Source organism: Streptomyces halobius (genome assembly GCF_023277745.1).
In the GTDB taxonomy this organism is placed as follows: domain Bacteria; phylum Actinomycetota; class Actinomycetes; order Streptomycetales; family Streptomycetaceae; genus Streptomyces; species Streptomyces halobius.
This window is the reverse complement of the sequence record NZ_CP086322.1, coordinates 6,840,054-6,866,324: the sequence shown is the minus strand read 5'-3', so window position 1 is coordinate 6,866,324 and position 26,271 is coordinate 6,840,054. Positions and strand designations below refer to the sequence as shown.

Genomic DNA, 26,271 nt, shown 5'->3' with positions numbered 1-26,271 from the left:
TTAGCTCGGCCCCTGGCTCGGTCCCGGGCACGGGCCCCGGCTCGGCCTCTGGCACGGGCCGGGGCCCAGGCCCCGGCTCGGGCCTCACTTCGCGAGGTCCGGCGGCCGGGGCGTCCCCAGGTGCGGCCGGGCGTCGCCATTCTGGGGTTCCTCCGCGTCCGAGCCGCAGAGTTCCGCCGTCAACTGCTGGACGAGTTCGGTGAGATCGGTGGGCCGGTCCTTGGTCCACCAGTCGCCCAGCATCTCCGCGAGCGACTCCTGCCGGGCCGCCGAGAGCCGGTCCGCCGTCTCCCGTCCGCGGTCGGTGAGCAGCAGCATCAGCCCTTCCCGTACGGCGAGATGGCGCTCCTCGATCTGCCGTACGCCCTCGGAGATCACGCCGAGCGGCACCTTGCTGCGTTCGACGAGCAGTCCCGGTTCCACCGAGCCATAGCGGTGCATGCGCAGCACCAGCCAGCTGGCGGCCGGTTTGAGATCGAGCCCGGCCCGTGCGGTGATCTTCTCGTAGATGTGCTTGCGGCCCTCCAGGCTGCCGAGTTTGGACAGCGCGCGGGCGCATTCGTCGCGGGACGAGCGCTCGACCGGGTTGGTGGAGACCACCTCGCTGGTTTCGGGGGCGGTGACGCTGCTGCGCAACGGCTCCTCCCGGAGGAACCAGGCCAGGACGAAGGCCACGAGGACCACGGGGACGGCGTAGAGGAAGACATCGGTGATGGAGAGCGAGTAGGCGTTGAGGACGCCGGCCGCCTGGCCGGGGGGCAGCTGCGCGACCGTACGCGGGTCCTCGGCGATCCTCGACGGGTCGACACCGGGCGGCAGTTGCTGCCCGGCGAGGGCGTCCGCGATCCGGGGTCCGAGCTTGTTGGCGAAGATCGTGCCGAAGATGGAGACGCCGAACGAGGCGCCGATGGAGCGGAAGAACGTGGCGCCGGAGGTGGCGACGCCCAGGTCCTGGTAGGCCACCGCGTTCTGCACGATGAGCACCAGGACCTGCATGACCAGACCGAGCCCGAGGCCGAAGACGAAGAAGTAGGCGCTGATCGCGGCGTCGCTGCTGTCCGGGGCGAGCTGGTGCAGGAGCAGCAGCCCGATGGCCGTGACGCCGGTGCCGGCGATCGGGAAGACCTTGTAGCGGCCGGTGCGGCTGACGATCTGCCCGGAGCCGGTGGAGGAGAGCAGCATGCCGAGCACCATCGGCAGCATGTGCACACCGGACATGGTCGGCGAGACCCCCTGGACGACCTGGAGGAAGGTCGGCAGGTAGGTCATCGAGCCGAACATCGCGAAGCCGATGACGAAGCCGATGACCGCGGTGAGGGTGAAGGTGCGGAGGGTGAACAGGCGCAGCGGCAGTACGGGCTCCGCGGCCCGGCGTTCGACGAGGACGAACGCGATGAGCAGGACGACGCCTAGTACACCGAACCCCACGATCTGCCAGGAGTCCCAGGGGTAACTGACGCCGCCGAGCGAGGCCATCAGGACGAAGCACGCGGCGACGCCGGCGATCAGGCCGGTGCCCAGGTAGTCGATCCGGTGGGGGGTCCGGTGGACCGGGATGTGCAGCACGGCGGCGATGACGGCGAGCGCGATCACCCCGACGGGGACGTTGATGTAGAAGACCCAGCGCCAGCTGAGGTGGTCGACGAACAGCCCGCCGAGCAGCGGCCCCAGGACGCTCGTAGCGCCGAAGACGGCGCCGAACAGGCCCTGGTACTTGCCGCGTTCGCGGGGCGGGACGATGTCGCCCACGATCGACATCGACAGCACGATCAGGCCACCACCGCCCAGGCCCTGGATCGCCCGGTACGCGATGAGCTGCCCCATGTTCTGAGCGATACCGCACAGCACCGAGCCGATCAGGAAGATCACGATGGCCGTCTGGAACAGCCTCTTGCGGCCGTACTGGTCGCCGAGTTTGCCCCACAGCGGGGTCGCGGCCGTCGAGGCGAGCAGATAGGCGGTGACCACCCAGGAGAGGTGGTCGAGGCCGCCGAGGTCGCTGACGATGGTGGGCAGCGCGGTGGCGACGATGGTCTGGTCGAGCGCCGCGACGAGCATGCCGAGCAACAGCGCACCGATGGCGACCATGATGGTCCGCGGAGACCGGGGCTCGCCGGGGACGGTGGGAGCGCTGGTGTGCTGGGCCATGTGCGTCTCCCTTTGTCTGTTCTGGGCTTGGGGGTTTGTGGGTGGGGGTTTGGGGGTGGTCTTTTTTTGGGGGGGGTGGGGGTTCGGGATTGGTTGCATCGGGGTTCGTTGCTTCGGGGTTCCTCATGTCCGGCTTGGGTGTTCCGGGCTTCCTCGCGGTCGGCCCGGGTGTGCCGGACTGGTCGCTTCGGGCTTCCCCGTGGCCGCTGTGCCGGCTTCGGGACGTGGCCGGTTCCGGCCGTCGTCCAGGCTTCTTCCATCGTGGGCGGTTCTGGCGGATATGGCCCGCTGAGAGGACGTTCCACGGGGTTGGGGTGCCGCACCGGCGGGGTGGTGGTTGTCCGGGCTTGAGGGCGGTCGTGTGCACCTGTCGCCGCTTCGTACGGCTTGTGCGCTCGCGTTCCGGCGGTTGCCCGGGAGACACCTGGCGGATGCCTGCTGGATGCCCGGGAGCGCCTGTGCCGACCGGGGCGGCCTCTGGATAATCGCTGCCGGCTCAAGGGCTCAACCCGGGAGGCGACCACCGTGACGCCAGAAGTGTGCCCGCACTGCTCAGCGCCCGTACGTGGCGACGGCCGGCCGATGTGTCTGTGTGCGGCGGCCGAAGCGGAGGACTTTGATCCGTTGCGCGTCAGGCCCTATGTGTCGCTGCCGAACCGGGGCGGGAGCCGTGACGAGTACGGGATCCGGGGCTGGAACGAGGGCGGCTGGGACAGGGGTGCCGGCTCGGGCGGCTCGGTCGTGGCGGGGGTCCCCGTTGATGTCGCGGCCGCTGCCGAGGCCGGTGTCGGGATGGGGGCCGGGGTCGACGGCGGGGCCTGGTTAGATACCGAGATCGGCGCCGAGGGCGGTACGGCCGGACGTGCCGTGGGCAGGGTCGTCGCCGCGTGCCCCGGCCCGTCCCCCATCCCGGCGGCGCTCGTGCACCGGGTATATCGCCGCTCGGGGGCGACCTTCAGGGCGATCTCGTCTTCCACGACGCCGATCCCGCCCAGCCCGCCCGGCTCCTCCCCTCCCCCGCCGCCCGCCCACGGCAAGCGTGCGTTCCCGGCCGTACTGGCGGCCGCCGGGGCCGCGGTGGCCGCCACGGCGGTGCTGATCAGCAGTGAGGTGCTGTCCGGCAGGGAGCAGGACCGCACGGCGCTCCCCGACCGCGGTAGGCCCACCGCGGCCATCCCGACCGACGACGAGGGCCGGAGCGGGCCGCCCTCCCCCGCCGCTACACACTCGCCGTCGTCGGCCGCGAGCGGCGTCGGGCCCGCCGGGACCACGGTGCGGCCGTCCCGGCCCCTGGCGCCGCCCCTTCCCGCCCCCACACACGCCGTCGGACGCGTGACGCACTCCCCTGGCGACCCAGGCGACAGCGCCCCGCCCACCGGGCCGGTCGTGCTGCGTGAGGGGTCCAGCGGCCCGGAGGTCGTGGAGCTGCAGAACCGGCTGCAACAGCTGGCGCTCTATCCGGGGTACGCGGACGGCCGGTTCGACGCGGACGTACGGGCTGCGGTGGCGCGGTATCAGTGGGTGTACGGGGTGCAGGGGGACCCGGAGGGCGTCTATGGCGCGGCGACACGAGCGTCCCTGGAGTCGCACACCAGCGAGCCGTGAGCGGGCCGTGAGCGGGCCGTGAGGGAGCGTTGAGCGGCGCACGGGCGGAGGCGACGGCCGGGGCACCGCAAGAGGCACTGCCGGTGCTCTGACGCTCTGACGGGGGCACGGGAGAGGTGCTGCCGGGGCCGGTTGTCGGCACCCCGGACCGTTTTGTATCGTGTAGGAACAAAGTGGTTCCGCCCGCACTCCCTGACCGGCGGGCGGGACCGCTTGTGTTCATCGCCGCCAGCCCGTTTCGCCCCTCGCCCTCTTCGCCTCGCAGCACTCGCCTCTCCTCCACGTACGACCACTCCGTACGGCCACTTCCTACAGCCATCTCCGTACGGCACTCCTTGCGGCCCTCTCCGTACGGACACTCTCCACTCGTAGCGCTCAGGAGCCCGCCGATGACGGCAACCACCACGCTCACCGCCCGCGCCCTGCTGTTGGACATGGACAGCACGATTGTGAACTCGGAGGCCGTCGTCGAGCGCTGCTGGCGCCACTGGGCGGCTGAGCAGGGGCTGCCGGCGGACGATGTCCTCAAGGTCGTCCACGGTCGGCAGGCCTGGGCCACCATGGCGGCGCTGCTCCCGGACCGTCCGCTGGAGCTCAACATGGCGGACAACCACCGGATGCTGGCGCAGGAGACCGCCGACGTGGACGGCGTGGTGCCGGTCCCGGGCGCGCCGGCCTTCATGGACGCGATAGCCGGCCTCCCGCACGCCCTGGTCACCTCTGCCGATCGTTCCCTGTCCGAGGCCCGGATGGGCGCGGCGGGGCTGGCCATGCCGCCCGTGCGGATCACCGCGGAGGACGTGAGCGCCAGCAAGCCCGACCCGGAGGGCTTCCTCAAGGGCGCCGCCGAGTTGGGCTTCGCCCCGGAGGACTGCCTGGTCTTCGAGGACTCCGAGGCGGGCATCACGGCGGGCCGGGCCGCGGGAATGCGCGTCGTCGGCGTCGGCGACCGCGCCGTCGAGTTCGCACCCACCGTCCACGTACGCGACCTCACCCAGATCAGCGTCGAGGCACTGGGGGACGGCGGGATCGCCGTACATGTGACGAGGTGAGGCGGGGGGCGGCGCACGCATCACGCGGGTGTGAGCCGGCCAAAACCTCACCACTACACCCGCCCACCCCCCGAAGGGGGGTGGGCGGCGGGGAAAACCAAAGACGGCGGGAAAAGCCCCCCGGGGCCGCCCGCTACGCCCCCTGGAACCACCCACCGGCACCCCCAGGGCCCCAACCGCTCCCAGGCCGCGCCCCCAGGCCCCCGCCGCCCCCTCACCCCGCCACGGCCTCCCACACACTCAGCCCCGCCAGCAGCAGCATCGCGCAGGCCGCGACCTTGGTGATGAGCCTGAGCGGCACGTACTTCATGAGCGTACGGCCGCCCAGGATGCCCAGGCCCGCCACGGCCCACAGGGCCAGGACCGCGCCGAGGCCGACGGAGAGCGGATTCTCGTAACGGGCCGCGAGGTTGGCGGTCATGATCTGGGTCAGATCGCCGAACTCGGCGACCAGGATCATCATGAAGCCCGCCCCGGAGACCTTCCAGAAGCTTTGGTCGGCGGGCTTCGTCACCTCTTCCTCGCCCCCGTCCTTCCGGAACAGCAGGACGGCCGCGCCGGCCAGGAAGAGGGCGCCGACCACCGCCTGGACGAGGCGGTGCGGGAGCAGCGTGAGCACGCTGCCCGCGGCGACGGCGAGCGCGACATGGACCAGGAAGGCGGCGGCGACGCCCGCGAAGACGTAGGAGGCGCGGTAGCGGGTACCGAGCATCAGGCCTGCGAGGGCGGTCTTGTCGGGCAGCTCGGCGAGAAAGACGACGCCGAAGGCGACGACTGCGACGGTGGAGCTGAACACGGGCTGGGCACCTCGTTCGGTCGGGCCGCGCCGAAAAGCCCGGGAAAAGGGGTCGCTTCGGCACGGCAGCGTCAAACACTGCGGCCGAAGGTCTCGCTGGCGCGGTACGGACACGTGTGGTCCGCACGATCACAAGTGATCCGCACGGACACATGTGACCGGACGGACACGTGTGATTCACACGGATACGTGGTGACCCGCGCGGACACGTCTCGGTCCGTATACCGGCCTCCGGGCGCCGGCGAGCCGCAAGGGCCCGCAGTATGTCGACGGTCCGGCGAAGAGCTACTCCCCTTCTGCTTCCGCCAAGGGTACGCGGTGGATCCGGCCACGGGCGACCAGCTCCAGCACCACCGCGCACGCCGCCGCCTGCACCGCTATGAGGGCGACCAGCACGAACAGCTGGACCGCACCGGCCTGTACGGGCGAGGCGCCGCCCAGCAGCATCCCGACGAAGGCGCCGGGAAGTGTGACCAACCCCACCGTCCGAGTCTGGTCGAGGCCCGGCAGCAGCGCGTCCGACGCGGCGGGACGGGCGATCTCCATCCGCGCGTCGCGCTCCAGCAGCCCGAGCGCAAGGCCCGCCTCCACCTCTCCGCGACGGCTCTCCAGTTCGTCCAGCGCGCGCCGCCCGCCGAGGACGGTGGCGGTCAACGCACCCCCGATGAGGATGCCGACGACGGGGATGAGGGTGATGCCACGCGGCGGCACCAGTCCGGTCAGCAGCAGGAGACCGACGACGGGCGCTACGCCGGCGGCGATCGGCACGGCGGCCCACCACCAGGTGCGGTTATGGGTGATCCGGCGTCCGGCGGTGCGTACCGCCACCGCGTACATCAGGGCGAGGAAACACAACAGCCAGGGGACCGCACCGACGACCCAGCCGATGAGATAGGAGACGGCGGTGAGTTGGGCAGCGGCACGCAGACCGGCGACGGCGATGCCGCGGGAGTGGCCGAGGTGCGCAAGGGCGGCGACGGCCACGGCGGCGACCAGCAGGACGGCGAGAATGACCCCGAGGGTGGCGTTGACCGGCAGCAGCACGCGCTCACTGTAGGGGCGTCATCACCGTTACGTGCGGATGTGCGGGTTCATCCGGACCGGAACGCGCGCCTGCGTACCGGCCGGAGCGCACGCCCGCGCCCCAACCGAACGCGTCCCGACCGTCGTACGGCGCTCCGCCAATCCGCTTGAATTGACGTGAACATGTCGTCACTCTGTTACCTGCGGCCCATCCGCTGGAAACCCCGCGCAGCCACCATGGGCGCGCACCGCACGCCGACTTCCCCTCTCCGGCTACCCCACCTCGACTTCCCCCACTTCGGATTCCCCCACCCCGACTCCCCGACTCCCCGACTCCCCCACCCCAACTCCCTCACCCCGACTTCGGATTCCCTCACATCAACATCCCCCCACATCACGGGAGTTTCGATGGCAAAGTTCTACGCGCGTCATATATCACTCGCCGCGGGTTCGGCAGCGGCCTTGGTCTGCGCGCTGATACTGAGCGGGCAGACCGCCCAGGCGGCGCCGCCCAGTCCGCCCGACGCGGCCACCGCCCGCACCTACCTCGCCGAGATCAAGAAGCAGGCCGAGGGCCCGCAGGACGGCTACAGCCGCGACAAGTTCCCCCACTGGATCGACCAGGGCGGCAGCTGCAACACCCGTGAGGTGGTGCTCAAGCGCGACGGCACGGACGTCGAGCAGGACGGCAGCTGCGCCGCGACGAGCGGCACATGGGTCTCGGCGTACGACGGCGCGACCTGGACCCAAGCCTCCGACCTGGACATCGACCACGTCATCCCGCTGTCCGAGGCATGGAAGTCGGGCGCCGCGGACTGGACCACCGAGCGCCGTCAGCAGCTCGCCAACGACCTCGCCCACTCCCAGCTGATCGCCGTCACCGACAACGTCAACCAGGAGAAGGGCGACCAGGACCCGGCGGAGTGGCTGCCGCCGCAGGCGTCGTACCACTGCGAGTACGCCCGGATGTGGGTGTGGGTGAAGCACGCGTACGGCATGACGGCGGACTCCGCGGAGAAGGCCGCGCTGACGAAGATCCTCGACGGTTGCTGAGCGACCGGGCGACCGGGCACCGCTGAGGGACGACCACGCGACTGAGCGGCGACCACGCGGCCGCCGACCGGGCCCACCGGCCGGCGGCCGCACCGCGTCACCGTCCGCGCCCGGAAAACCTCGACACCCCCAGCACGCCCCCGCGGCCCCTGCGGCACCCCGGAACGGCCCGAGCGCACACCCCCGCAACGCCCCGCCGCGCCCCTTCCGCCCCCCTCCGGCGCCCATGCTCCTATCCTCTGACCACGCCACGACTGGCGTAGCCGCCGATGACGGGAGGGGCACCGATGCCCGGACTGCGCCTGGGGCCGCTGCTGCGGTACGTCGACGCGGACAGCGCGACCGTGTGGGTGGAGACCGACCGGCCGTGCGAGGTGCGGATCCGCTGCGACGACGGCGCGGGCGGCGCGGAGCGCACCTGGCAGGTGGCCGGACACCACTACGCGCTGGTGCCGGTGACCGGCCTGACACCGGGCGGTGAGACGCCCTACCAGGTGCTGCTGGACGGCCGGCTGGTCTGGCCGCTGCCCGGCGGCCGGTTTCCGGAGAGCACCATCCGTACCCTCCCGGCCTCCGCCACGGACCCGTTGAGCATCGTCTTCGGTTCCTGCCGCTGGTCGGCGACGCCCTCGAAGGCCGCGCACGACCCCATCGGCCCGGACGCGCTGGACACCCTCGCCGCCACTCTGCACACCGACCCCGGTCACCAACGCCCGGACGTCCTGCTGCTGTTGGGTGACCAGGTCTACGCCGACCAGACGTCCGAGGCGACCGCCCGGTTTCTGGCCGAGCGCCGGGACATCACCGAGCCGCCCTGGAAGCAGGTCGCCGACTACGAGGAGTACACCCACCTCTACTACGAGTCCTGGCTCGACCCGGAGGTGCGCTGGCTGCTGTCCACGGTCCCCAGCTGCATGATCTTCGACGACCACGATGTGATCGACGACTGGAACACCTCCGCCGCCTGGCTGGCCCGGATGCGCGCGACCTCCTGGTGGCACGAGCGCGTCCTGGGCGGCCTGATGTCGTACTGGGTGTATCAGCACCTGGGGAATCTCTCGCCCGCCGAGCTGGCCGCCGACAAGCTCTACAACCAGGTGCGGGAGGCACCCGACGGGAGCGAGCGCGTACGGGAGTTCGCGGCCCGCGCGGACGCCGATCCGGCGTGTGCCCGCTGGAGCTACCGACGCGACCTGGGCCGGGTACGCCTCGTCATGGTCGACACCCGGGCCGACCGGGTCCTGGACGAGGGCAACCGGGCGATGCTCGGCGAGAGCGAGGCCGGATGGCTGCGCGAGGCGGTCATGGACGGCCGCGGTTCCTACGACCACCTGCTGATCGGCAGTTCGCTGCCCTGGCTGCTGCCGCATCTCATCCATGCCGCGGAGGGGTGGAACGCCGCGCTGTGCGCCGGGGAGCGCGGCGCCCGCTGGGCCCGTGCCGGCGAATTCCTGCGCCAACGGGCCGATTTGGAGCACTGGGCGGCGTTCCCGGAGTCGTTCGCCGCGCTCACCGATCTGATCGCGGTGGCCGGTTCCGGTGAGGACGCGCCGGCCACCGTGTGTGTGCTGTCCGGGGACGTCCACCACGCGTACGTGGCGGAGCCGCACTGGCAGGGCGTCGGCGACCGGGCGCACGCCGCGGAGGTCCGTACGCCGAGCGGCCACCGGCCCACGAGCCGGGTGCTGCAACTGACCTGCTCCCCCGTGCACAACAGCGTCCCCGCCTCGTTGCGGGCCGGTTTCCGTTTCGGATGGAGCCGGTCCGGGCGGTGGCTGGGCAAGGTGCTGGCCCGGCACGGGCGCTTGCGACGGCCGCCGCTGAAGTGGCGGCGTACGGACGGCCCGTGGTTCGGCAATCAGCTGATGACGCTGACGCTGCGCGGCCGTAGCGCGCGACTGCGGCTGGACCGGGCCCATAGGGGACGGCAGGGCGGCGTCCGCCTGGTGACGGTATGGCGGGATTCGGCGGCCGGTGAGCCGGTTGCCGACGAAAGCGGCGATGAGGGTGGTTCGGTCCCCACCGGGCACTGAGCGAAGGGCAGTTCACCTGCGGATCCGGCTGACTTCTTGGGGCGCCCCGGGTGCTGTGCCGGCGGGTCGGGCGGTGATGATGGGGCGCACGTTTCGCTCGTCGCCCCCTTGACTCGTCGCCCGCCCCTGATGACCGTGCCCTGCCCGCCGGCCATCCGCCTGCCCCTGGGAGAGCCCCTCTTGGCCGACCACACCGCCGACCGCCGCGCCCGGCCCGCCCTCGCCATCGTCGGCGCGGGGCCTCGCGGAACGAGTGTTCTGGAGCGGATCTGCGCCTCGGCCGCCGAACTGGCCCCGGGCGCCCGCCTGACCGTGCATGTCATCGACCCCGCTCCGCCCGGTGCGGGTCAGGTGTGGCGCACCGACCAGTCGTCCGAGCTGCTGATGAACACGGTGGCGTCGCAGGTCACGCTGTTCACCGATGACAGCGTGGAGTGCGCGGGCCCGATACGTACCGGGCCGAGTCTGTACGCCTGGGAGGGGTGTGACGTCGGCCCGGACGACTATCCGGGGCGGGCGCTGTACGGCCGCTATCTGGAATGGGTCTTCCGCCGCACGGTGCGCACCGCCCCGGAAGGCGTGACGGTCGTGCCGCACACCGCCCGCGCGGTGCGGCTGCACGAGGCCCCCGACGGGCAGTCGCTCACCCTCGACGACGGCCGTACGCTGCGCGGCCTGGGGGCGGTGGTCCTCGCCCAGGGCCATGTGCCGACCGCCCCCGACGCGGAGCAGCGACGATGCGCCGACTACGCCGCCGGGCGCGGTCTGCGCTATCTGCCGCCCGCGAATCCCGCCGATCTCGCTGCCGAGCTGCCGGCGCTGGCCCCGGGCCGCCCGGTTCTTCTGCGTGGCCTCGGCCTGAACTTCTTCGATCACATGGCGCTGCTGACGACGGGCCGCGGCGGCCGGTTCGTACGCGGTGCGGACGGCACCCTGACGTATGTGCCGTCCGGGCGCGAGCCGCGGCTGTACGCGGGCTCCCGGCGCGGCGTCCCGTACCAGGCGCGCGGCGACAACGCGAAGGGCGCGCACGGCCGTCACCTGCCGCTGCTGCTGACGCCGGATGTGATAGCCGCCTTCCGTAAGCGCGCCGATGCAGGTGATCTTCCCGACTTCCTGGCGGAGGTCTGGCCCCTGGTGGCCAAGGAGGTGGAGACCGTCTACTACGAAGCGCTGCTGCGGCGGCGCGGGGCGGTGGGCGGGGGCCCGGCGGAGTCCGGCACTGGCACAGCCGCGCTCCGGGAGCGGTTCCGGGAGCGATTCCTCGGCAGTGCGCACGGCAGTCCCGAAGAGGCCGCCGCCTTGGACGCGTTCGGTATCGCGGCGGCGGAGCGCTGGGACTGGGAGCGGGTCTCCCGGCCGCACACCGACCAGCGGTTCGACGGCCCCGCCGCGTTCCGGGCCTGGCTGCTGGCCTATCTGCGGGAGGACGTCGCACACGCCCGGCAGGACAACGTCGCGGGGCCGGTCAAGGCGGCGTTGGACGTGCTGCGGGACCTGCGCAACGAGCTGCGCCGGATCGTCGACCACGGCGGGCTGGCCGGCGCGTCCCGGCGCGACCACCTGGACCGCTGGTACACGCCGCTCAACGCATTCCTGTCCATCGGGCCGCCGCGGCGCCGCATAGAGGAGATGGCGGCGCTGATCGAGGCGGGGGTGCTGGATGTGCTCGGCCCCCGGATGGAGATCTCCCTCGGTGCTCCCGGGGGCGGGCCCGGTTTCACGGCGCATTCGCCGGACGTTCCGGGGGCGCGGGTGACGGCAGGGGCGCTGATCGAGGCGCGGCTGCCGGAGCCGGATCTGCGGCGCACCGGGGACGTGCTGCTGTCCCGGTTGCTGGCCGACGGCAAGTGCCGGCCGCACACCGTGGACGGTTACGAGACGGGCGGGCTGGATGTGTCGGCGAGCCCGTACCACCTGGTGGAGGCCGACGGCGGGCACCATCCGGGGCGATTCGCGGTGGGGGTGCCGACGGAGGGCGTGCACTGGGTGACGGCGGCGGGCGCGCGCCCCGGTGTGGGGTCGGTGACGCTGGCCGACACGGACGCGGTGGCGCGGGCGGCGCTGCGGGTGGCGGTCGAGGCCGCTGGGCCGGCGGGTGCCGGGGCCGATGAGCGGGGCCGGGGTGCCGGTCCGGTCCCGTCTCCGGGGCGCGTGTCCGATAACGGTCCAGAAAAAGATACGAACACGCCAGAACTTGAACTTGCAAGCAAAGGTAAGGCGTCCCTAATCTAGAGCTCAATTGATTGCCGACGTCCCCCTGTACCGTCCCCATATACCGAGGAGAGTCCCTCCATGTCCGCTCCCGCGTCCTCATCCCTGAACGCGTTCACACAGAGATCCGCACCGCACGTCCTGGCACTCTTCCGCGTCGTCGTCGGGCTGCTTTTCGCCTGCCACGGCGCAGCTTCGCTCTTCGGTGTCCTCGGCGGCGCGATGGGCACCGGCGCCACCGTCCCGGCCGGCAGCTGGCCCGGCTGGTACGCGGCCGTCATCCAGTTGGCCGGCGGCGCCCTCGTGCTCCTCGGCCTCGGCACCCGCTCGGCGGCGTTCATCAGCTCCGGCTCGATGGCCTACGCGTACTTCTCCGCCCACCAGGGCTCCGCGCTGTGGCCGATCCAGAACGGCGGCGAACCGTCCGCGATGTTCTGCTGGGCCTTCCTGCTGATCGTCTTCATGGGCCCCGGCGCCTGGTCGCTGGACCGCTTCTTCTTCGGAGCGCGGCAGCAGGAAAAGGTCACCACGGCAGAGCGCGAGCCGAGCGTCGCCTGACGGGCCGTGAACTCTCGCTTGCCACAACCCGTGGTCTCTCGCCGCCGGGTGCCCTTGGGTTCCCGGCGCACGCACGGCCCGTACGGCTGAGTCCTTGTCGCCGTACGGGCCGTGTCGTCAGCGCCTGCTGAACGGCCCGTGCAGGCCCGACCGTTCGAACGGCACGGTGAAGCAACCGAGCCGGTCGCCCGCGGTGCCCGCCTTGCCCGGAGTCCTCGCGGTCCGGTGCTCATGGATGACGACGGACCGTGCTCCGGCCGGCCGGAGACGCCAGTCATTCCGGGCCAGCGCCGCACCGTACCCCTTGCGGTCGGTGGTGAAATCCAGCCACACCTCGTTCTTCGGGTTGGCGTACGTGGGGTCGGTGGACGGCTGGTGCGGGTCCTTGCGGTGCTGGTAGTGCGGCCCGGAGTCGTCGGGCTTCGCCCCGCACGGCTTGGTGTGCACATGCGCGCCGTATGTGCGGCCCGGCTGCAGTCCCCACACCTTCAGCGCGATCAGCGTGGAGTGGCGCCTGGCGAACTCCCCGACCTTGACGCGGGCGCCGGCCGGAACCCGTTTCAGGTCGTATGTCACGGCTCTGGACCGCTTGAACTTCTTGGGCGGCGCGAACCAGCCGTGGGCCTGCAGCCAGACGGGCCGCACAAAGCTCTTGTCCGGCACGGGTACGGCCGGGGCGGGCAGCACCGTGGCGCCCGCCGGGGAAGCGGGCCCGGCCGCCGGTGCGGCCTTCGGGGGCACGAGCGGCCTGGGTTCGGCCCTCGCCTCCGTCGTGGTCATCGCCGTCGTCAATGTCATCGAGGCCGCGGCGAACACTCCCGCCGCCAGTCCCACCGCCCGCACCCTGCGTCCTGCCACCATCGTCCGGTCCTCCGTTCCGAGCCGCCCTGTGCCCAGCGCACAGGCGCAGCGCTCCTACCGTTCCCGTTCGCGCCCAGCGACGCGCGGCGCAGTCGGGTGATCGGGGCGGGGACAGCTGGGGGCGGCGCCGGCCAGGGCCGGGGAAGCGCCCGCGACCAGCGGATCCGTGACCCGGGCGACACATCCCACCCCAGGTCACGAGCCCGTCGACGCCCGGCGTACGCTGTACGGCTGTAAAGCCGCCCCTGCCGCCCCACGCGACATCGCGGCGGGTGCCGGACGGGAGAAGGACGTTGTTGGAGAACCTGGGGTCCCTCAGCGGCACCCCGTGGGTGTATGTGATCGTCAGTCTCTCCGTCGTCCTCGATGTGTTCGTCCCGATCCTGCCCAGCGGGGTGCTGGTGATCACCGCGGCCACCACGGCCGCCGGCACCAGGACCGCCGACGCGGTCGTCAGCGTCGGCGCCTCCGTACGCGGCGGGGCCCACCTGACCGAGATGCTCTCCCTGGTGCTGTGCGCCGCCGGCGCCTCGGTGCTCGGCGACATGGTCGCCTACCGGCTGGCCTGGCGCGGCGGCAACCGGTTCGACCGGGCCATCGGCCGCTCCCGCCGGCTGACCGCGGCGCAGAAACGACTCGGCGCGGCGCTCACCCGCGGGGGCGGCGGCCTCGTCGTACTCGCCCGCTTCGCGCCTGCCGGGCGCTCGGTGGTCAGCCTGGGCGCCGGTGTGGCGCACCGTACGGTGCGCGAGTTCCTCCCCTGGTCCGCGCTGGCCGGTCTGGCCTGGGCCGCGTACAGCGTCAGCCTCGGCTACTTCGGCGGCCAGTGGCTCGGCGCTTCCTGGGTGAGCACCGGCATCTCCGTCGCCGCCCTCTTCGCCGCCGGATCCGCCGCGGCGTTCCTGATGCGCCGTCCGGACCGGGGCACCGCCCACTGAAATTCCGTGGCCGGTCGTCGGACCCCGGTGCGACGATGAGGGACGTGAGCGAGGTGGGCGGTCGGTGGCCGATGGCTCCCGTCCCGTTCGCGGACGGCGGTCCCGTCCCGTTACGGACGGCCCGTCACGGAGTAGAGTCGACCGTCACCACCCCACCCCCGGCCGCCCCCGCGGGCTGCCGCCGCGCTCCCGGGCCCCGGCCCGGCGTCGCACCACCGCGGCTCCCAGGAGGAGGGGTTACGAACCACTAACGCGAGGCACAATTCGGTGAACTCTCCGCCGGTCGTCGAATGGACCGAGGCCGACGAGGCCCGTTCCGCCCGTTGGCGCTCCGAGAACGACGCGCCGCCGCCCCGCCGGATCGTCATCGCCGACGACCGGATGAAGGCCGACGACGCGTACAAACTCGCCTGCGAGGGCACCGCGCTGCTGTGGCGCGGCGATTTCCACAACGCCCGCCAGCTGCTGAACGCGCTGGCCCGCCGTATCGACCGCCGCCCGCGCAAGGCGCCCCCGGCCGATGTCACCCAGGCGTTCCATCTGCACCGTGCCGCACAGAACCAGCGCGCCCGCATCCTGGGCATGCTGCTGATCCCCCTCGACGCGGGGTACGGGATCCCGCTGCACCGCGCTCCCGATGTACGTGAAGCCTGCGCACGGGCCTACGGGCCGTCGCCGTCGGAGGAGCCCTCCGGGGCCGCAAAGGCCCCGGAGACCGGGGGGACCACAGGCGCCGCCGACGCCCCGGAGGCCGCCGCGCCCCCCGCCCCCGCCGCCTCGCTCGTGTCCCTGCGGGAACTGCTCGGCCTCATCGGCGCCAACGAATGGCGCAGGAAGGGCGTCGAGATCCCGGCGCTCGGCGGTGACCGCATCCATCCGCACTACGGCGTCTTCTCGCCGGCCCGTGGCGAATACGTCGACCTGGTGGCGGAGGCCCCGCTGCCCACCCAGGAGCTGGCGTTCGATATCGGTACCGGGACCGGCGTACTGGCCTCGGTGCTCGCACGGCGCGGCGTACGGCGGATCGTGGCCACCGACCAGGACCCGCGCGCGCTGGCGTGCGCCCGTGAGAACACCGAACGGCTGGGCGTGGCAGGACAGGTGGAGGTGGTCGAGGCGGATCTGTTCCCGCCCGGCCGCGCCCCTCTGATCGTCTGCAATCCCCCATGGGTCCCGGCGAAGCCCACCTCGCCCGTGGAACGCGCGGTGTACGACCCGGGCAACCGGATGCTGCACGGCTTCCTGAACGGCCTGGCAGACCATCTGACACCGGGCGGCGAGGGCTGGCTGATCCTCTCCGACCTGGCCGAACACCTCGGGCTGCGCCCGCACGCCGAATTGCTCGACGGCTTCACGAAGTCCGGGCTCACGGTCCTGGACCGGCTCGACGTCACTCCGCGCCATCCGCGCGCCCGTGACACCTCCGATCCGCTCCATGTGGCCCGCGCGGCCGAGGTCACGTCCCTGTGGCGGCTGGGCGCCGCGACCGGGCAGGCGAGCACCTCCACCGGGGACGGAAACCAGGGCGCGTCCGGCCGGTCGGGCCTGAGCCCCCGGTGAGCCCACCGGCCGAGGGGCAAGGGCGCCTCGGGCCGCCGCAGGCCGCTTCAGGCACGATGGACGCACCATGGATCCCCAGCACCTGCTGTCCCGCGCCCGCCGGCTCGCCGCCTCCGCCGCTCCCACGCGACGCCGCCTGCTCGGCATCACCGGCCCGCCCGGCGCCGGCAAGTCCACCCTGGCCGCCCACATCGTGGCGGAACTGGCCGGACAGGCGGCGCTCGTCCCGATGGACGGCTTCCATCTCGCCGAGGCCGAGCTGCACCGGCTCGGCCGCACCGACCGCAAGGGCGCACCGGACACCTTCGATCCCGCCGGATACGCGGCGCTGCTGACACGTCTGCGCTCTCCGGATCCGGACACCGCCGTCTACGCGCCGGCCTTCGACCGCCGCGTCGAGGAGCCGGTGGCCGGGAGCATCCCCGTAGCGCCCGGCGTTCCCCTCGTCGTCACCGAGGGCAACTACCTTCTGCTCGACTCCGCCCCCTGGGCGCGTGTCCGGGACCTGCTCGACGAGGTCTGGTACGTGGAGCTGGACGGCCGGGAGCGGGTCCGGCGGCTGATCGGCCGTCATGAGCGGTTCGGCCGGCCCCGCGCCGACGCGGAGCGGTTCGTGCATGCCTCGGACGAGGCCAATGCCCGCCTCGTGGCGGCGACTCGCGACCGTGCCGATCTCGTCATCACCTTCACGCCGGAACAGGCTCCGCCACCGCCGGGCGGGTAAGCCCCGGCGGAAGCGGCCCCGGTCGCGGGATTGCCGCTGGTCGTCGAGACGCTCCTCAAAACCCTTCCCAAAAGACATCAACGATGTCATCATGACATCATGAGTGTCGACGAGGTGGACGTTCAGACAGACGCTGCGACAGTCACTGCGACAGAGGCTGCGGCAGACACCGAGAGGGACGCCGGGGCGGCCTCTCCGGTGGATCCCTGTGCCGACGGGGCCGCCGGCCCGGCCCCTACCGAAGAACTCCTCTACAGCGTCATCCGGCGCCTGTGGCCCTTGCACCGCACAATCGTGCGCGCGGTCGAGCGCGAGCTGGCCGGCACGGGCATGACCGCCGGCGAACACGCCCTGCTGGACGCGCTGCGCACCGAAGGCCCGCGCACGGTCCCGCAGTTGGCCCGCATCCTGGAACTCGACCGGCAGCCGGTGCAGCGCTGGGTGAACCATGCGGCGGAGCTGGGTCTGGTGGTGGCGGCCACGAATCCCGCGCACCGCCGTTCGTCCCTGATCAAGCTCACCGCCGAGGGGGATGAGCTGATACGCGGGGTCCAGGAATTCGAGACGACCGAGCTGCGGCGCGGGCTGGCCGACCTGTCCGCCGCCGAGGTGGCCACCGCGTTGCGCGTCCTGGACCGACTCGGTGAGGAATTCCGGCACCTGGCGAGCGGCTCAGGCGTTGCATCGAAGGAACCGGGTGTTCCGGGCAGTTCCGGCACCAACGGCGATCCCGATAGTTCCGGCATCCGCCGTTCCGGTGCCGACAACAGCCAGGACACCCCACCGCCTTCGCCACACAAAGGACAGCACGGAGAATGACCCACGTAATCAGCGACTGGTCCGAGATCGACAACGGCATCGTGCCGATCGACGACGGCGAGCTGTTCTACGAGACGGCCGGCTCGGGTCCCGCGGTGGTGCTCCTGCACGGCGGCATGCTCGACCAGCACATGTGGGACGAGCAGTTCGCCTGGCTCGTCAACTCCGGCCTCCGCGCGATCCGCTACGACGCCCGCGGCCACGGCCTCTCCTCCTCCGTGACCGGCGACTACGCCAACCACGACGATCTGCGGGCGCTCCTCGACGCGCTGGACGTCCCGAGCGCGGTGCTGGTCGGGCTCTCGCACGGCGCCCGGATCGCGCTCGACACCGCCCTCGCGCACCCGGAGCGGGTGACGGCCCTCGCGCTCGCCTCACCCGGCGTCAGCGGTCGCGCCTTCACCGACCCGTTCGTCCTGGAGCACATCAAGGCGCAGGTCACGGCAATCGGCGAACCGGACGGCGCGGAGCGGTATGTGGAGCACTTCCTGCGGATGTGGGTGGACGGGCCGCATCGCGAACCGTCCGCCGTACACCCCGGAATGCGCGAGCGGATGCGGGCCTCGGCCGAGGCCAATGCCGAGGTGCACGCCGATGGCCTGGGTGCCGGCCTGCCCATCGAGGTCGGCGCCGCCGACCGGCTGCCGGAGATCCGGGTACCGACGGTGGTGTTCGACGGCGACCTCGACAGCAGAGACATCTCCGCCAACGCCCATGCCATCACGCTCGCCGTTCCCGGCGCCCGGCGGATCCGAATACCGGGCGCGGCCCATATGGTCAACCTGGAGAACACCGCGCTCTTCGACCAGGAGCTGCATGCCTTCCTGTCGTCGCTGCCGTACTGATGACGTGACCCGGCTGACTGGCATGGCCCGACCGACTGACGTGCCCCATGGCGGTGGCCCCCGCCGCCATGACCCGCCGCGCAGCCGCGGCCGCTCGGGCGCGCGGTCCCTCAGGTGACCGAGCCGGCCGCCGCGCCCGTCATCAGATCCGGACCCCAGCGCGCCAGTGCCGCCGGAAGATCGAGCGGCCGCACACGGTTCGGCTCGTCCGCGTCCGGCCAGTCCTCCCGCGGGACCCGCCACATCACCTCGAACTCGTTGCCGTCCGGATCCTTGGCGTACAGGGACTTGGAGACGAGGTGATCGCTGGCGCCGACCAGCGCGCCGTTGGCGCTGAGCTGTGCCTGGGTCGCGACGAGTTCGCCGAGCGTGCCGACCTCCCACGCCAGGTGATAGAGTCCTACCCGGCCCTCCTCCGGTCCCGGCGCGTCCGGTCCCACCGCGAACAGTCCCAGGTCATGATCGTTGAGCGAGCCCGGGGCGCTGAGGAAGGCGGCCCGTCCAGGGATCTCGGCGTCCACTGTGAGTCCAAGGGCATCGGTGTAGAAGGCGACGGACCGCGCCAGATCGCGGATGTAGAGAACCGCGTGGTTGAGACGTCGTACGGACATGGGACCTCCGATCTCCTGCCATGACGCCTGAAACGGCACCGCGTCACGGCCCTGCTCCTGAACCTCTGCGTCCGCCTACCTCTACTACCTCTACTACCTCTACTTCCTCCGCACCGCTCCCGCGGCGAAGCCGCGCTTCGATGTCAGCCGTCCGCTAATTCCGAATCAGCAGCAGCACGGCGGCAGCCACCGCGCCGATCACCAACGCAATGACGCCGTAGACGAGCCGGTGCGCGCGCAGGACGGGCAGGAAGTGGTCGATGGCGTAGCGGCCGGGACCGGTCAGCGCCAGGGCGGCCGCGGCAGTGGCCAGCACCATCTCGTACTCCACGCCCTCGGGCGCGAAGAAGCCGCCGTCCCACTTGACGGCGAGCGCGTTGATCATCGTGCCGAAGATCGCCGCGCCGGCGAGCGGGGTCAGCAGACCGAGCACCAGCCCGAGCCCGCCGAGCAGCTCGCTCAGGCTGGCTATGGCGACCATCGTCCTGCCCGGCGAGTAGCCACTCATCTCGAAGAACTTCCCGGAGGCGTCCAGCCCGGGCCCCCCGAACCAGCCGAACAGCTTCTGGGTGCCATGGACCGCCATGGTCAGCCCGACCGCGAGCCGCAGTACGAGCAATCCCACGTCAAAGCCATGCAGAGAGGACTCATGCCGCGCCGATGTGTCGAGAGGGGACATCATGGCGAGCGCTCCTTCCCGTGTCGAGGAGTAGGCCGGCAGGCCGCGGAACAGGAGTCGTGGAGTAATTCGCAATTACTTGAATATTCAAGTCACTGCTCACGGCCGTACACAGCCCCTCATCGTGAACAACCACGCCGAAGGCGTCAGCCTTCCCGCGACGCCGGACGGCCGGCCGCGAGCGTCCAACTCCGCATGCCGAGTCGCCGGTTGATGCCGCCGCGGCGGAATCCGGGGTGCTCAGCCCCCGCTCACCGTCGCCTTCAAAGGCCCGGGCCGCCGCCTCGACCGTGCCGACCTCGTAGGCCATGGTGTGGTTTCCGTGGGAGAGGACGGCCATGCCGTAATCGTGGCCGCCGCCGGTGAAGGCCCCGACGCTGTGCACCCGCCAGCCGTCGGGCTCCCGCGGCAGCCGGCCATTCTTGAAACGCGGCAGGAACTCACCGCCCGGGGCGGAACCGAGGTTCGCGAGGCGGGTGCGCCGCACCCGCGTGGCGAACGCAGGCCCACTGCCGTCACCGAGGCGCTCTCGAAGTGGATCGTCACTGGTGACAGGTCGGTGGCAGGCCCGGTTACAGCGCGTCGACGGCGCTCACCTTCCAGCCGTCCGTCGTACGCGTGAGGGTCATCCGGACCCGGTTCAGATCCATGCGCGAGCCGGAGACCTGAGTGCTCTTGGTGACCTGGTTGACGAAGAGCAGCACAACGGCGCTGCCCGCCGACGCCGACGCCACCGAGGCCGCCGGGGCACCGCCGTCGGGCGGCGCGACCACGGAGGCCTTCACCACCCCCTTGTACTTCTTCGCGGTCGGCGCGACCACCGCCTTGGTCGTCCTGCCGTACTCATCGCGGAAGGAGCCCGTGAGATGGCCGCGCGCCGCGGCGAAATCCCGGTCCAGGTGCCGGTAGTCGTACGACAGGACGACGGGCGCCGCCTTCTGCGCGGCCGCGAGGGCCTGCGCCCGCGCCTCCTCGACCTGGCGGCCTTCCCAGTACCGCCACCCGAGCACCGCGACCGCGACGAGGCCCGCCACGGTCAGGAGGGCAAGGACGGCGCTCAGCCGTGCGCGCCGGCGCCCGCGGGGCGGGGGCTCTTGGTCCGGGGCCTCCGGGTCCGGCGTCTGAGGGTCCGGCGTCCGAGGGTCCCGGGACTCGTTGTCCGGGTTCTCCGGGTCCGGCCCGGGATCGGACTCCGCCTTCGCGAGCAGGACCTTCCCGACCACCTTCTCGACGGGCGGCAGCCCCGTCAGGTCGTTGACCAGATCCTCGGGTACGCCGTCGAGCACGTCCTGCGCCCCGGAGCGGCTGCCGTCGGCCCGCTTGGCTGCGGCGCGGGCGGCCGCGGTCAAGGAGCGCCGGCCCGGTGAGCCGGGTCCGGTGCCGCGGCCTCGGGTGCTGATGTTCGCCACGGTGTCTCTCCTCACGGCGGGGTGATGCGTCTTACGGGGTCATGCGCTTTACGGGCTGCCGCGGTCAGCCGACGAACTCGACGCCGGACGTCAGCCAGCTGCCGTTCTTGAGCTCGAGGTCCAGCTGCAGCCGGTAGGTACGGGCCTGGCCATCGGGGGCGGCGGTGTTGGTCACCTTGCTGTCGGCGACCACGAGAACACGGGCGGAGTCCTCGTCGGCCCGGGTGATGCCCGCTTCGAGGACCTGCCCCTTGGAGACCGACTTGTTCTTGGCGACCAGCTTCGTCAGCTGCGCGGTCTGCGCCGCGAACTGCTTCTTGAAGTCACCGGTCGCGCCCTTGAGCACGTTCTTGCTGTCCCGCTCGTAGTGCCGGTAGTCGAGCGAGGTGAAGTTCAGGGCCGACTGCCTGGCCGCGGCCAGGATGTCCTGGTGCCGCTGCTCCGCCGCGCGCTGCTCGTACACCTGGACGCCGAGCCAGACGGCAAGCGCCGTCGTCACGGCGGTGGCCACGGCGAGTCCCGCGGCCATGGCGCGGCCGCCGCGGGCGGCGCCCGCGAGCCTGGCGCCGAGGCGGCGCAGCGCCCGTACGGGGCGGGAGCTCAGGCCCCCGACCGGGCGGGAGATCAGCCCCCCGCTCATGCCATCGGTCCTACGAGCAGCCATTGCCATGAGTCCTTTCCGAACGCGTTCTGTTCGCCGCCCGTCGAACCGATCTCGACGGGCGTTCCGTCCGGTCCGACGGCGGTGCCGGTGTCCGGGTCGTACGGGGTGACGTACGCCGCCCGGTCCGCCCCGCCGGAGCGGGCCGAGGCGCCGGGGGCGTTCTGCGCGCCGCGCACCGAGGTGTCGCCGCCGCGTGGTGCCGTGCAGCGTGCGCCGGTGTTGGCCGGGCGATCGCTGGTGTCCGCGGGGTCGCGCCGCTGGGTGCCGTACCCCTGACGGCAGGGCGCCGGTTCGTCCTTGCCCGCGACCATGCCGAAGTGCGTGGTGCCGTCGCCCGGCACCACCGTGTAGCTGCCCGCGACGGTCACGGGGAAGGTGACCAGGGCCTGTTCCACCCCGGGCAGCCGTGCCACGGTGATCTGGCCGCCGCTGATCAGATTCCCGAGGAGTACCGGCAGCTGGGTCCGGTTCGCCTTGAGCAGCGAGTCCACCTCGTGCGCGGCGGGCGCGCTCGACCCGATCAGCCTGCGGATGTCCCCGTCACGGGACTTGAGTTCATCGGTCAGATCGGCCAGGTCACTGGAGAACGACCTGATCGCCGAGCCCTGCTCCGACTGGGTCTTGAGGACCTTGCGCGAGTCCTCGATCAGCCTGATCGTCTCGGGGAGCGAGCCGGAGGCCGACTCGACCAGCTCATTGCCCGAGTCCACCAGACGGCTGAGGTGCGGCCCCGTCCCCTTGAAGGCCTTGCCCAGTTCGTCGACCGTGACCCGTAGATCCTCCTTGCCGACGGAGTTGACCAGGCGGTCCACGCTGAGGACGAGCTCCGTGGTGGCCAGCGGCACCCGGGTGTCACCGCGGGCGATCGTGCCGCCGTCCTTGAGGAGCGGCCCGGAGTCGGTGCGCGGCTGCAGATCGACGTACTGCTCACCGATCGCCGAACGGTGCGCCACCACCGCAAGCGTGTCCGCCGGAATCCGCGCCCCGTCCTCGATGTCGAGCGCCACCGACACCCCGCCGGAGCCGGCGAGTTCGAGCTGCCCGACCCGGCCCACGGGCACCCCGCGATAGGTGACCTCGGCCCCCTGGAAGATGCCCCCGGATTCGGCGAACTCGGCGCGCACGGTGTAACCGCGGTCGAGGAGGGCGTCGCCGATGCCGGTGTACCGCGCGCCGACGTAACTCACGCCCACGGCGGTGACGGTGGCGAACGCGAGCAGTTGGATCTTGACCATACGTGTGATCACGAGTAGATCCCCCTCAGCAGGAGCTCGGCCAGAGCCAGGTTGATCCCGGGCGGAGAGCCCTCGGCGCCCCCGTTCCCGTACGCGGCGTACCGGCCTGCGCACACCGGCGGGCACAGCTGCTCACCGCCGCCACCCGGGTCCGCCGGGTCGTCGGGGGTGGCCGGCAGCTTCGGGTCGTCGGGCAGCTCAGGGATCTCGGGGGCGTCCGAAACGCCGGGGACGTCCGGCAGCTTCGGCGTCTCCGGCACCTCGGGAAGCCCGGGCTTGTCCGAACCGTCCGGCTTCTTCTTGGGGTCGTCGGCGAGATTGCCGTAGATGCTCGCCAGATCAAGATCGGCGGTGATCTTGAGGTTGACGTAGTCGCCCTTGATGGCGTCGGTGACGCCGCGCGGGAAGGGGTAGGTCGTCAGCAGCTCCAGGGAGTTCGGCAGATCGTCGCCCGCCTTGTTCAACTGCTCCAGGATCGGCCGCAGTTGCTTCAGATTGGCGATCACGTCGGAGCGCGAGGCGTCGATCACCCTGGTGCCCGTCTGACCGAGCTTCGACAGCGACGTGAGCATTTTCGTCAGATCGCGGCGCTGGTCGGCGAGCACCTTGAGGGCGGGCGGCACGGTGTCGACGGCATCGCCGATCGTCTTCTTCTCGCTCTTGAGGCGCTTGGCAAGGCGGTCGATGCCCTTGAGCGCCCGCACGATCTCCTGGCGCTGGCCGTCGAGACCGCCGACGAACGTGTCCAGCTCTTTCAGCAACGACTTGACCCGGTTCTCGCGGCCGTCCAGGGCCTTGTTGAGCTCCGTGGTGATCGTCTTGAGCTGGGCCACACCACCGCCGTTGAGCAGCGCCGACAGCGCGGAGAGCACTTCTTCGATCTCCGGGTTGCGGCCGCTGCGGGACAGCGGAATCCGCGCGCCGTCCTTGAGCTTGCCGGCGGGGGCGCTGTCCGGCGGGGCGGACAGGGCCACGTATTTCTCGCCGAGCATGCTGGTCTGCCGCAGATCGGCGACCGCGTTGTCGGGCAGCTTCACCGAACCGGCAACCCGCAGCCGTACCTTGGCGTGCCAGCCGTCGAGCTCCACCTTCTCGACCGAGCCCACGGTGACGTTGTTGACCTTCACCGTCGACTGCGGCACCAGGTCGAGTACGTCCCGGAACTCGACCGTGACCCGGTAGGCGCCCGCGTCCTTGGCCGCACCGCCGGGCAGCTCGACGTCGTACAGACCATTGAACTCGCAGCCGGCCAACAGCAGCGAACCGATCGCGGCCCAGGCGGCCGTCCCGCCCTTGCGCAGCGCGCTCATACCCCGACCTCCAGGATTCCGCCGAGGGTCCTGTCGCTCGGCTCCGCGCCCGAAACCCCTTGTGCCTGCGGCACCTTGGGCAGCGAGTCGAAGAGTTTCCTCAGGTCCTTGCATTCCGCGGCCTGCTTCTCACCGGTGGTGCCGAGCAGCGAGCAGAGCAGCGCGGCCGGGTCCTGTGCCTGTTCGGCGTTGTTACGGGTGTCGAGGGTGCCCGAGCTCGGGTTGTAGGCGTTCTGCAGATTCGACAGGCCGGCCGGCGCGGTCTCCAGGATCTCGGCGAGCGCGGCCCGCTGGGTGACAAGCACCTTGGTGACCTTGCTGAGCCCCTTCACATTGGAGGTCAGCGACTTCTTGTTCTTCTTGACGAACTCCTGCACATCGGCGAGTGCGACGCCCAGGTGCTTCAGCGCGGCCCCGAGGTCCTCGCGCTCTCCGGCGAGCTGGTCGGCCACCTGCGCCAGGCTGGCGTTGAACGACCGCACGCTCTTGTCGTCCTTGGCGAGCATGGCCGTGAACAGCTGCAGGTTCCGTACGGTGCCGAACAGGTCGCCCCTGCCGTCGGAGAGGGTGGTGACGGCCAAGGAGAGGTCCTCCACGGTTTGGTGCAGGTTCTCGCCCTGACCTCCGAGGATGTCCGCGCTCACCCCGAGCAGCCGGGACAGCGAGCCCTTCTTGTTGGCGCCGCGCGGGCCGAGCGCCTCCGACGTGGTGTGCAGACTGTCGAAGACGCGGTCCAGCTCGACCGGTACGGCGGTACGGCTCTGCGGAATGACATCGCCGGTCCGCATCACCGGGCCCTTGCGGTACACCGGAAGAAGCTGGAGATAACGGTCGCTGACCACCGAGGAGTTGATGATCGCGGCCTTGGCGTCGGCGGGGACCTTGCGCTCGTCCTCGTACTCAAGGGTCACCCGCACCCGCTCGCCCTCCGCGGCGATCTCCTTGACCTCGCCGATCCGGACACCGAGCACCCGGACGTCCGAACCGGGATAGATGCCGACGGTGCGCGGGAAGTACGCGGTGACGCGCACCGGTTCACTGCGCGGCCAGAGCACCACGGTGAGCGTGGCCACCAGGACCAGAGCGGTCACCAGAGCCGTCCGCCGCAGGAGTCGTGCGTGCTTGCTCATCGCGAGTCTCCCGTCCGCGGGACCACCGGGGCGGCGACCAGGTTCTGGATATAGCTGTCGAACCAGCGGCCGTTGCCGAGGGTGTTGGTGAAGAGCCGTACATAGGGTGCGAGCAGCTGGACGCTGCGTTCGAGGCTGGAGTGGTTGCGCTCCAGCATCGAGACCACTGAGTCCAGGCCCTTGAGCGCCGGGCCGATCTCCTTGCGGTTGTCCGCCACCAGGCCCGAGAGCTCGACGCCGAGCGTGGCCGAGCTCTTGAGGAGGGTGCGGATCGCCGCCCGGCGCTTGGCGATCTCGGTGAGCAGTTTGTCGGCGTCCTTGACCAGGGTGGAGAACTCGCCGGAGCGGTCGGCGAGCACCTCGGTGACCCCGTTGGCATGGTCGAGGAGTTCGCGCAGCTCCTTGTCGCGCGATGCGACCGTGCGGGAGATCTTCGACAGACCCTCGATGGACGCCTTCACTTCGGCGGGGGAGTCCTCGAAGGTGGTGGAGATGGTGTCCATGGCCTTGGCGAGCTGGTCGGTGTCGACCTTCTCCGTGGTGGTGGTCAGATCACTGAACGCGGTCACGACGTCGTACGCGGGTGTCGTCCGGTCCACCGGGATCTCGGTGCCCGGCTTCAACTGCCCGGGTCCCCTGGGCTCCAGTGCCATGTACTTCGAGCCCAGAATCGTCTTGATCCGGATGGACGCGCCGGTCCTGGTGCCGAACTCCGGCTCGCCCTTGACCTTGAAGGTGACCTTCACATGGTCGCCGTCCAGGTCGACCTCGTCGATCTTGCCGACCTTCACCCCGGCGATCCGTACCTCGTCGCCCGGCTTGAGCCCGCCCGCCTCCGAGAAGGCCGCGCTGTACGTCTCGCCGTTGCCGATCAGCGGCAGGCTGTCGGCGTTGAACGCGGCGGCGGTCATGAGGCCGAGGGTGGTGAGACCCACGACACCGATCACCACCGGGTTCCGCTCACGGAACGGGGTCATCCGCCCACGCCTCCGTGGCCGTTGCGG

The 26,271-nt window shown here is 71.3% G+C and carries 23 protein-coding genes; 11 read left to right on the top strand and 12 right to left on the bottom strand.

What is annotated here, in order from left to right:
* Positions 1-84 precede the first annotated feature (84 nt).
* Entirely contained in the window at positions 85-2,247 is a 2,163-nt protein-coding gene (locus K9S39_RS31215) for an MFS transporter (RefSeq protein WP_283113135.1), read from the bottom strand.
* A 525-nt stretch (positions 2,248-2,772) separates the two neighbouring features.
* On the opposite strand from K9S39_RS31215, the gene K9S39_RS31210 reads away from it, so the two are divergent.
* Positions 2,773-3,753, top strand: a complete 981-nt coding sequence (locus K9S39_RS31210; protein ID WP_248866680.1) for a peptidoglycan-binding domain-containing protein — start codon at positions 2,773-2,775, stop codon at positions 3,751-3,753.
* Positions 3,754-4,142: 389 nt separating this feature from the next.
* Positions 4,143-4,805 carry an HAD-IA family hydrolase gene (locus tag K9S39_RS31205; protein WP_248866679.1) on the top strand — a complete coding sequence of 221 codons (663 nt, stop codon included), beginning with the start codon at positions 4,143-4,145 and terminating at the stop codon, positions 4,803-4,805.
* Between the two features lie 214 nt (positions 4,806-5,019).
* Here K9S39_RS31205 and K9S39_RS31200 read toward each other — a convergent pair whose 3' ends face one another.
* Positions 5,020-5,601 carry a TMEM165/GDT1 family protein gene (locus tag K9S39_RS31200; protein WP_248866678.1) on the bottom strand — a complete coding sequence of 194 codons (582 nt, stop codon included), beginning with the start codon at positions 5,599-5,601 and terminating at the stop codon, positions 5,020-5,022.
* 285 nt (positions 5,602-5,886) lie between these two features.
* On the bottom strand, positions 5,887-6,645 hold the full coding sequence (locus tag K9S39_RS31195) for an ABC transporter permease (RefSeq protein WP_248866677.1): 759 nt from the start codon (positions 6,643-6,645) through the stop codon (positions 5,887-5,889).
* 387 nt (positions 6,646-7,032) lie between these two features.
* On the opposite strand from K9S39_RS31195, the gene K9S39_RS31190 reads away from it, so the two are divergent.
* The 4 genes from K9S39_RS31190 to K9S39_RS31175 all read left to right on the top strand — a co-directional run bounded on the left by K9S39_RS31190 (position 7,033) and on the right by K9S39_RS31175 (position 12,482).
* Positions 7,033-7,677 (top strand): HNH endonuclease family protein, encoded by a 645-nt coding sequence (locus tag K9S39_RS31190; RefSeq protein ID WP_248866676.1) that lies wholly within the window; start codon positions 7,033-7,035, stop codon positions 7,675-7,677.
* Between the two features lie 287 nt (positions 7,678-7,964).
* Complete coding sequence (locus K9S39_RS31185; protein ID WP_248866675.1) at positions 7,965-9,710, top strand: alkaline phosphatase D family protein; 1,746 nt, start codon at positions 7,965-7,967, stop codon at positions 9,708-9,710.
* A 129-nt stretch (positions 9,711-9,839) separates the two neighbouring features.
* Entirely contained in the window at positions 9,840-11,945 is a 2,106-nt protein-coding gene (locus K9S39_RS31180) for an FAD/NAD(P)-binding protein (protein WP_248866674.1), read from the top strand.
* 60 nt (positions 11,946-12,005) lie between these two features.
* Entirely contained in the window at positions 12,006-12,482 is a 477-nt protein-coding gene (locus K9S39_RS31175) for a DoxX family protein (protein WP_248866673.1), read from the top strand.
* 117 nt (positions 12,483-12,599) lie between these two features.
* Here K9S39_RS31175 and K9S39_RS31170 read toward each other — a convergent pair whose 3' ends face one another.
* Positions 12,600-13,343: a superoxide dismutase family protein gene (locus K9S39_RS31170; protein ID WP_248866672.1), complete on the bottom strand. Its 744-nt coding sequence runs from the start codon at positions 13,341-13,343 to the stop codon at positions 12,600-12,602.
* A 293-nt stretch (positions 13,344-13,636) separates the two neighbouring features.
* Between K9S39_RS31170 and K9S39_RS31165 the strand changes: the two genes are divergently transcribed.
* The 5 genes from K9S39_RS31165 (at position 13,637) to K9S39_RS31145 (ending at position 18,229) form a co-directional block, all read left to right on the top strand.
* Positions 13,637-14,281, top strand: a complete 645-nt coding sequence (locus tag K9S39_RS31165; protein ID WP_248866671.1) for a DedA family protein — start codon at positions 13,637-13,639, stop codon at positions 14,279-14,281.
* Positions 14,282-14,548: 267 nt separating this feature from the next.
* Positions 14,549-15,841: a methyltransferase gene (locus tag K9S39_RS31160; RefSeq protein ID WP_248866670.1), complete on the top strand. Its 1,293-nt coding sequence runs from the start codon at positions 14,549-14,551 to the stop codon at positions 15,839-15,841.
* A gap of 67 nt (positions 15,842-15,908) precedes the next feature.
* On the top strand, positions 15,909-16,565 hold the full coding sequence (locus K9S39_RS31155; protein ID WP_248866669.1) for a nucleoside/nucleotide kinase family protein: 657 nt from the start codon (positions 15,909-15,911) through the stop codon (positions 16,563-16,565).
* A 99-nt stretch (positions 16,566-16,664) separates the two neighbouring features.
* On the top strand, positions 16,665-17,384 hold the full coding sequence (locus tag K9S39_RS31150; protein ID WP_248866668.1) for a MarR family winged helix-turn-helix transcriptional regulator: 720 nt from the start codon (positions 16,665-16,667) through the stop codon (positions 17,382-17,384).
* Positions 17,381-18,229, top strand: coding sequence for an alpha/beta fold hydrolase (locus tag K9S39_RS31145; protein WP_248866667.1), 849 nt, complete (start codon positions 17,381-17,383; stop codon positions 18,227-18,229). Before K9S39_RS31150 ends, K9S39_RS31145 begins: the two co-directional genes overlap by 4 nt.
* A gap of 110 nt (positions 18,230-18,339) precedes the next feature.
* On the opposite strand, the gene K9S39_RS31140 is transcribed toward K9S39_RS31145, so the two are convergent.
* From K9S39_RS31140 to K9S39_RS31105, 8 genes are all read right to left on the bottom strand, one after another.
* Positions 18,340-18,840, bottom strand: coding sequence for a VOC family protein (locus K9S39_RS31140; RefSeq protein ID WP_248866666.1), 501 nt, complete (start codon positions 18,838-18,840; stop codon positions 18,340-18,342).
* A gap of 154 nt (positions 18,841-18,994) precedes the next feature.
* On the bottom strand, positions 18,995-19,522 hold the full coding sequence (locus K9S39_RS31135) for a DoxX family protein (RefSeq protein ID WP_248866665.1): 528 nt from the start codon (positions 19,520-19,522) through the stop codon (positions 18,995-18,997).
* A gap of 569 nt (positions 19,523-20,091) precedes the next feature.
* Positions 20,092-20,928 carry a hypothetical protein gene (locus K9S39_RS31130; protein ID WP_248866664.1) on the bottom strand — a complete coding sequence of 279 codons (837 nt, stop codon included), beginning with the start codon at positions 20,926-20,928 and terminating at the stop codon, positions 20,092-20,094.
* Positions 20,929-20,992: 64 nt separating this feature from the next.
* Positions 20,993-21,568 carry a hypothetical protein gene (locus K9S39_RS31125; RefSeq protein ID WP_248866663.1) on the bottom strand — a complete coding sequence of 192 codons (576 nt, stop codon included), beginning with the start codon at positions 21,566-21,568 and terminating at the stop codon, positions 20,993-20,995.
* On the bottom strand, positions 21,565-22,839 hold the full coding sequence (locus tag K9S39_RS31120; RefSeq protein ID WP_248866662.1) for an MCE family protein: 1,275 nt from the start codon (positions 22,837-22,839) through the stop codon (positions 21,565-21,567). The genes K9S39_RS31125 and K9S39_RS31120 overlap by 4 nt, the downstream gene beginning before the upstream one ends.
* A complete protein-coding gene (locus K9S39_RS31115; protein WP_248866661.1) occupies positions 22,836-24,137 on the bottom strand; it encodes an MCE family protein in 1,302 nt (433 codons plus the stop codon). The genes K9S39_RS31120 and K9S39_RS31115 overlap by 4 nt, the downstream gene beginning before the upstream one ends.
* Positions 24,134-25,267, bottom strand: coding sequence for an MCE family protein (locus K9S39_RS31110; protein WP_248866660.1), 1,134 nt, complete (start codon positions 25,265-25,267; stop codon positions 24,134-24,136). The genes K9S39_RS31115 and K9S39_RS31110 overlap by 4 nt, the downstream gene beginning before the upstream one ends.
* The gene (locus tag K9S39_RS31105; RefSeq protein WP_248866659.1) at positions 25,264-26,244 is read right to left on the bottom strand and encodes an MCE family protein; all 981 of its coding nucleotides are present in this window, start codon (positions 26,242-26,244) and stop codon (positions 25,264-25,266) included. Before K9S39_RS31105 ends, K9S39_RS31110 begins: the two co-directional genes overlap by 4 nt.
* Between the last annotated feature and the right edge of the window lie 27 nt (positions 26,245-26,271).

Coding starts and splice junctions, on each gene's coding strand:
- K9S39_RS31175 (WP_248866673.1), top strand. CDS start 12,006: ATGTCCGCTCCCGCGTCCTCATCCCTGAACGCGTTCACACAGAGATCC.
- K9S39_RS31150 (WP_248866668.1), top strand. CDS start 16,665: ATGAGTGTCGACGAGGTGGACGTTCAGACAGACGCTGCGACAGTCACT.
- K9S39_RS31185 (WP_248866675.1), top strand. CDS start 7,965: ATGCCCGGACTGCGCCTGGGGCCGCTGCTGCGGTACGTCGACGCGGAC.
- K9S39_RS31140 (WP_248866666.1), bottom strand. CDS start 18,840: ATGTCCGTACGACGTCTCAACCACGCGGTTCTCTACATCCGCGATCTG.
- K9S39_RS31155 (WP_248866669.1), top strand. CDS start 15,909: ATGGATCCCCAGCACCTGCTGTCCCGCGCCCGCCGGCTCGCCGCCTCC.
- K9S39_RS31170 (WP_248866672.1), bottom strand. CDS start 13,343: ATGGTGGCAGGACGCAGGGTGCGGGCGGTGGGACTGGCGGCGGGAGTG.
- K9S39_RS31105 (WP_248866659.1), bottom strand. CDS start 26,244: ATGACCCCGTTCCGTGAGCGGAACCCGGTGGTGATCGGTGTCGTGGGT.
- K9S39_RS31115 (WP_248866661.1), bottom strand. CDS start 24,137: ATGAGCGCGCTGCGCAAGGGCGGGACGGCCGCCTGGGCCGCGATCGGT.
- K9S39_RS31180 (WP_248866674.1), top strand. CDS start 9,840: ATGACCGTGCCCTGCCCGCCGGCCATCCGCCTGCCCCTGGGAGAGCCC.
- K9S39_RS31145 (WP_248866667.1), top strand. CDS start 17,381: ATGACCCACGTAATCAGCGACTGGTCCGAGATCGACAACGGCATCGTG.
- K9S39_RS31135 (WP_248866665.1), bottom strand. CDS start 19,522: ATGATGTCCCCTCTCGACACATCGGCGCGGCATGAGTCCTCTCTGCAT.
- K9S39_RS31190 (WP_248866676.1), top strand. CDS start 7,033: ATGGCAAAGTTCTACGCGCGTCATATATCACTCGCCGCGGGTTCGGCA.
- K9S39_RS31215 (WP_283113135.1), bottom strand. CDS start 2,247: ATGCAACCAATCCCGAACCCCCACCCCCCCCAAAAAAAGACCACCCCC.
- K9S39_RS31125 (WP_248866663.1), bottom strand. CDS start 21,568: ATGAGCGGGGGGCTGATCTCCCGCCCGGTCGGGGGCCTGAGCTCCCGC.
- K9S39_RS31205 (WP_248866679.1), top strand. CDS start 4,143: ATGACGGCAACCACCACGCTCACCGCCCGCGCCCTGCTGTTGGACATG.
- K9S39_RS31110 (WP_248866660.1), bottom strand. CDS start 25,267: ATGAGCAAGCACGCACGACTCCTGCGGCGGACGGCTCTGGTGACCGCT.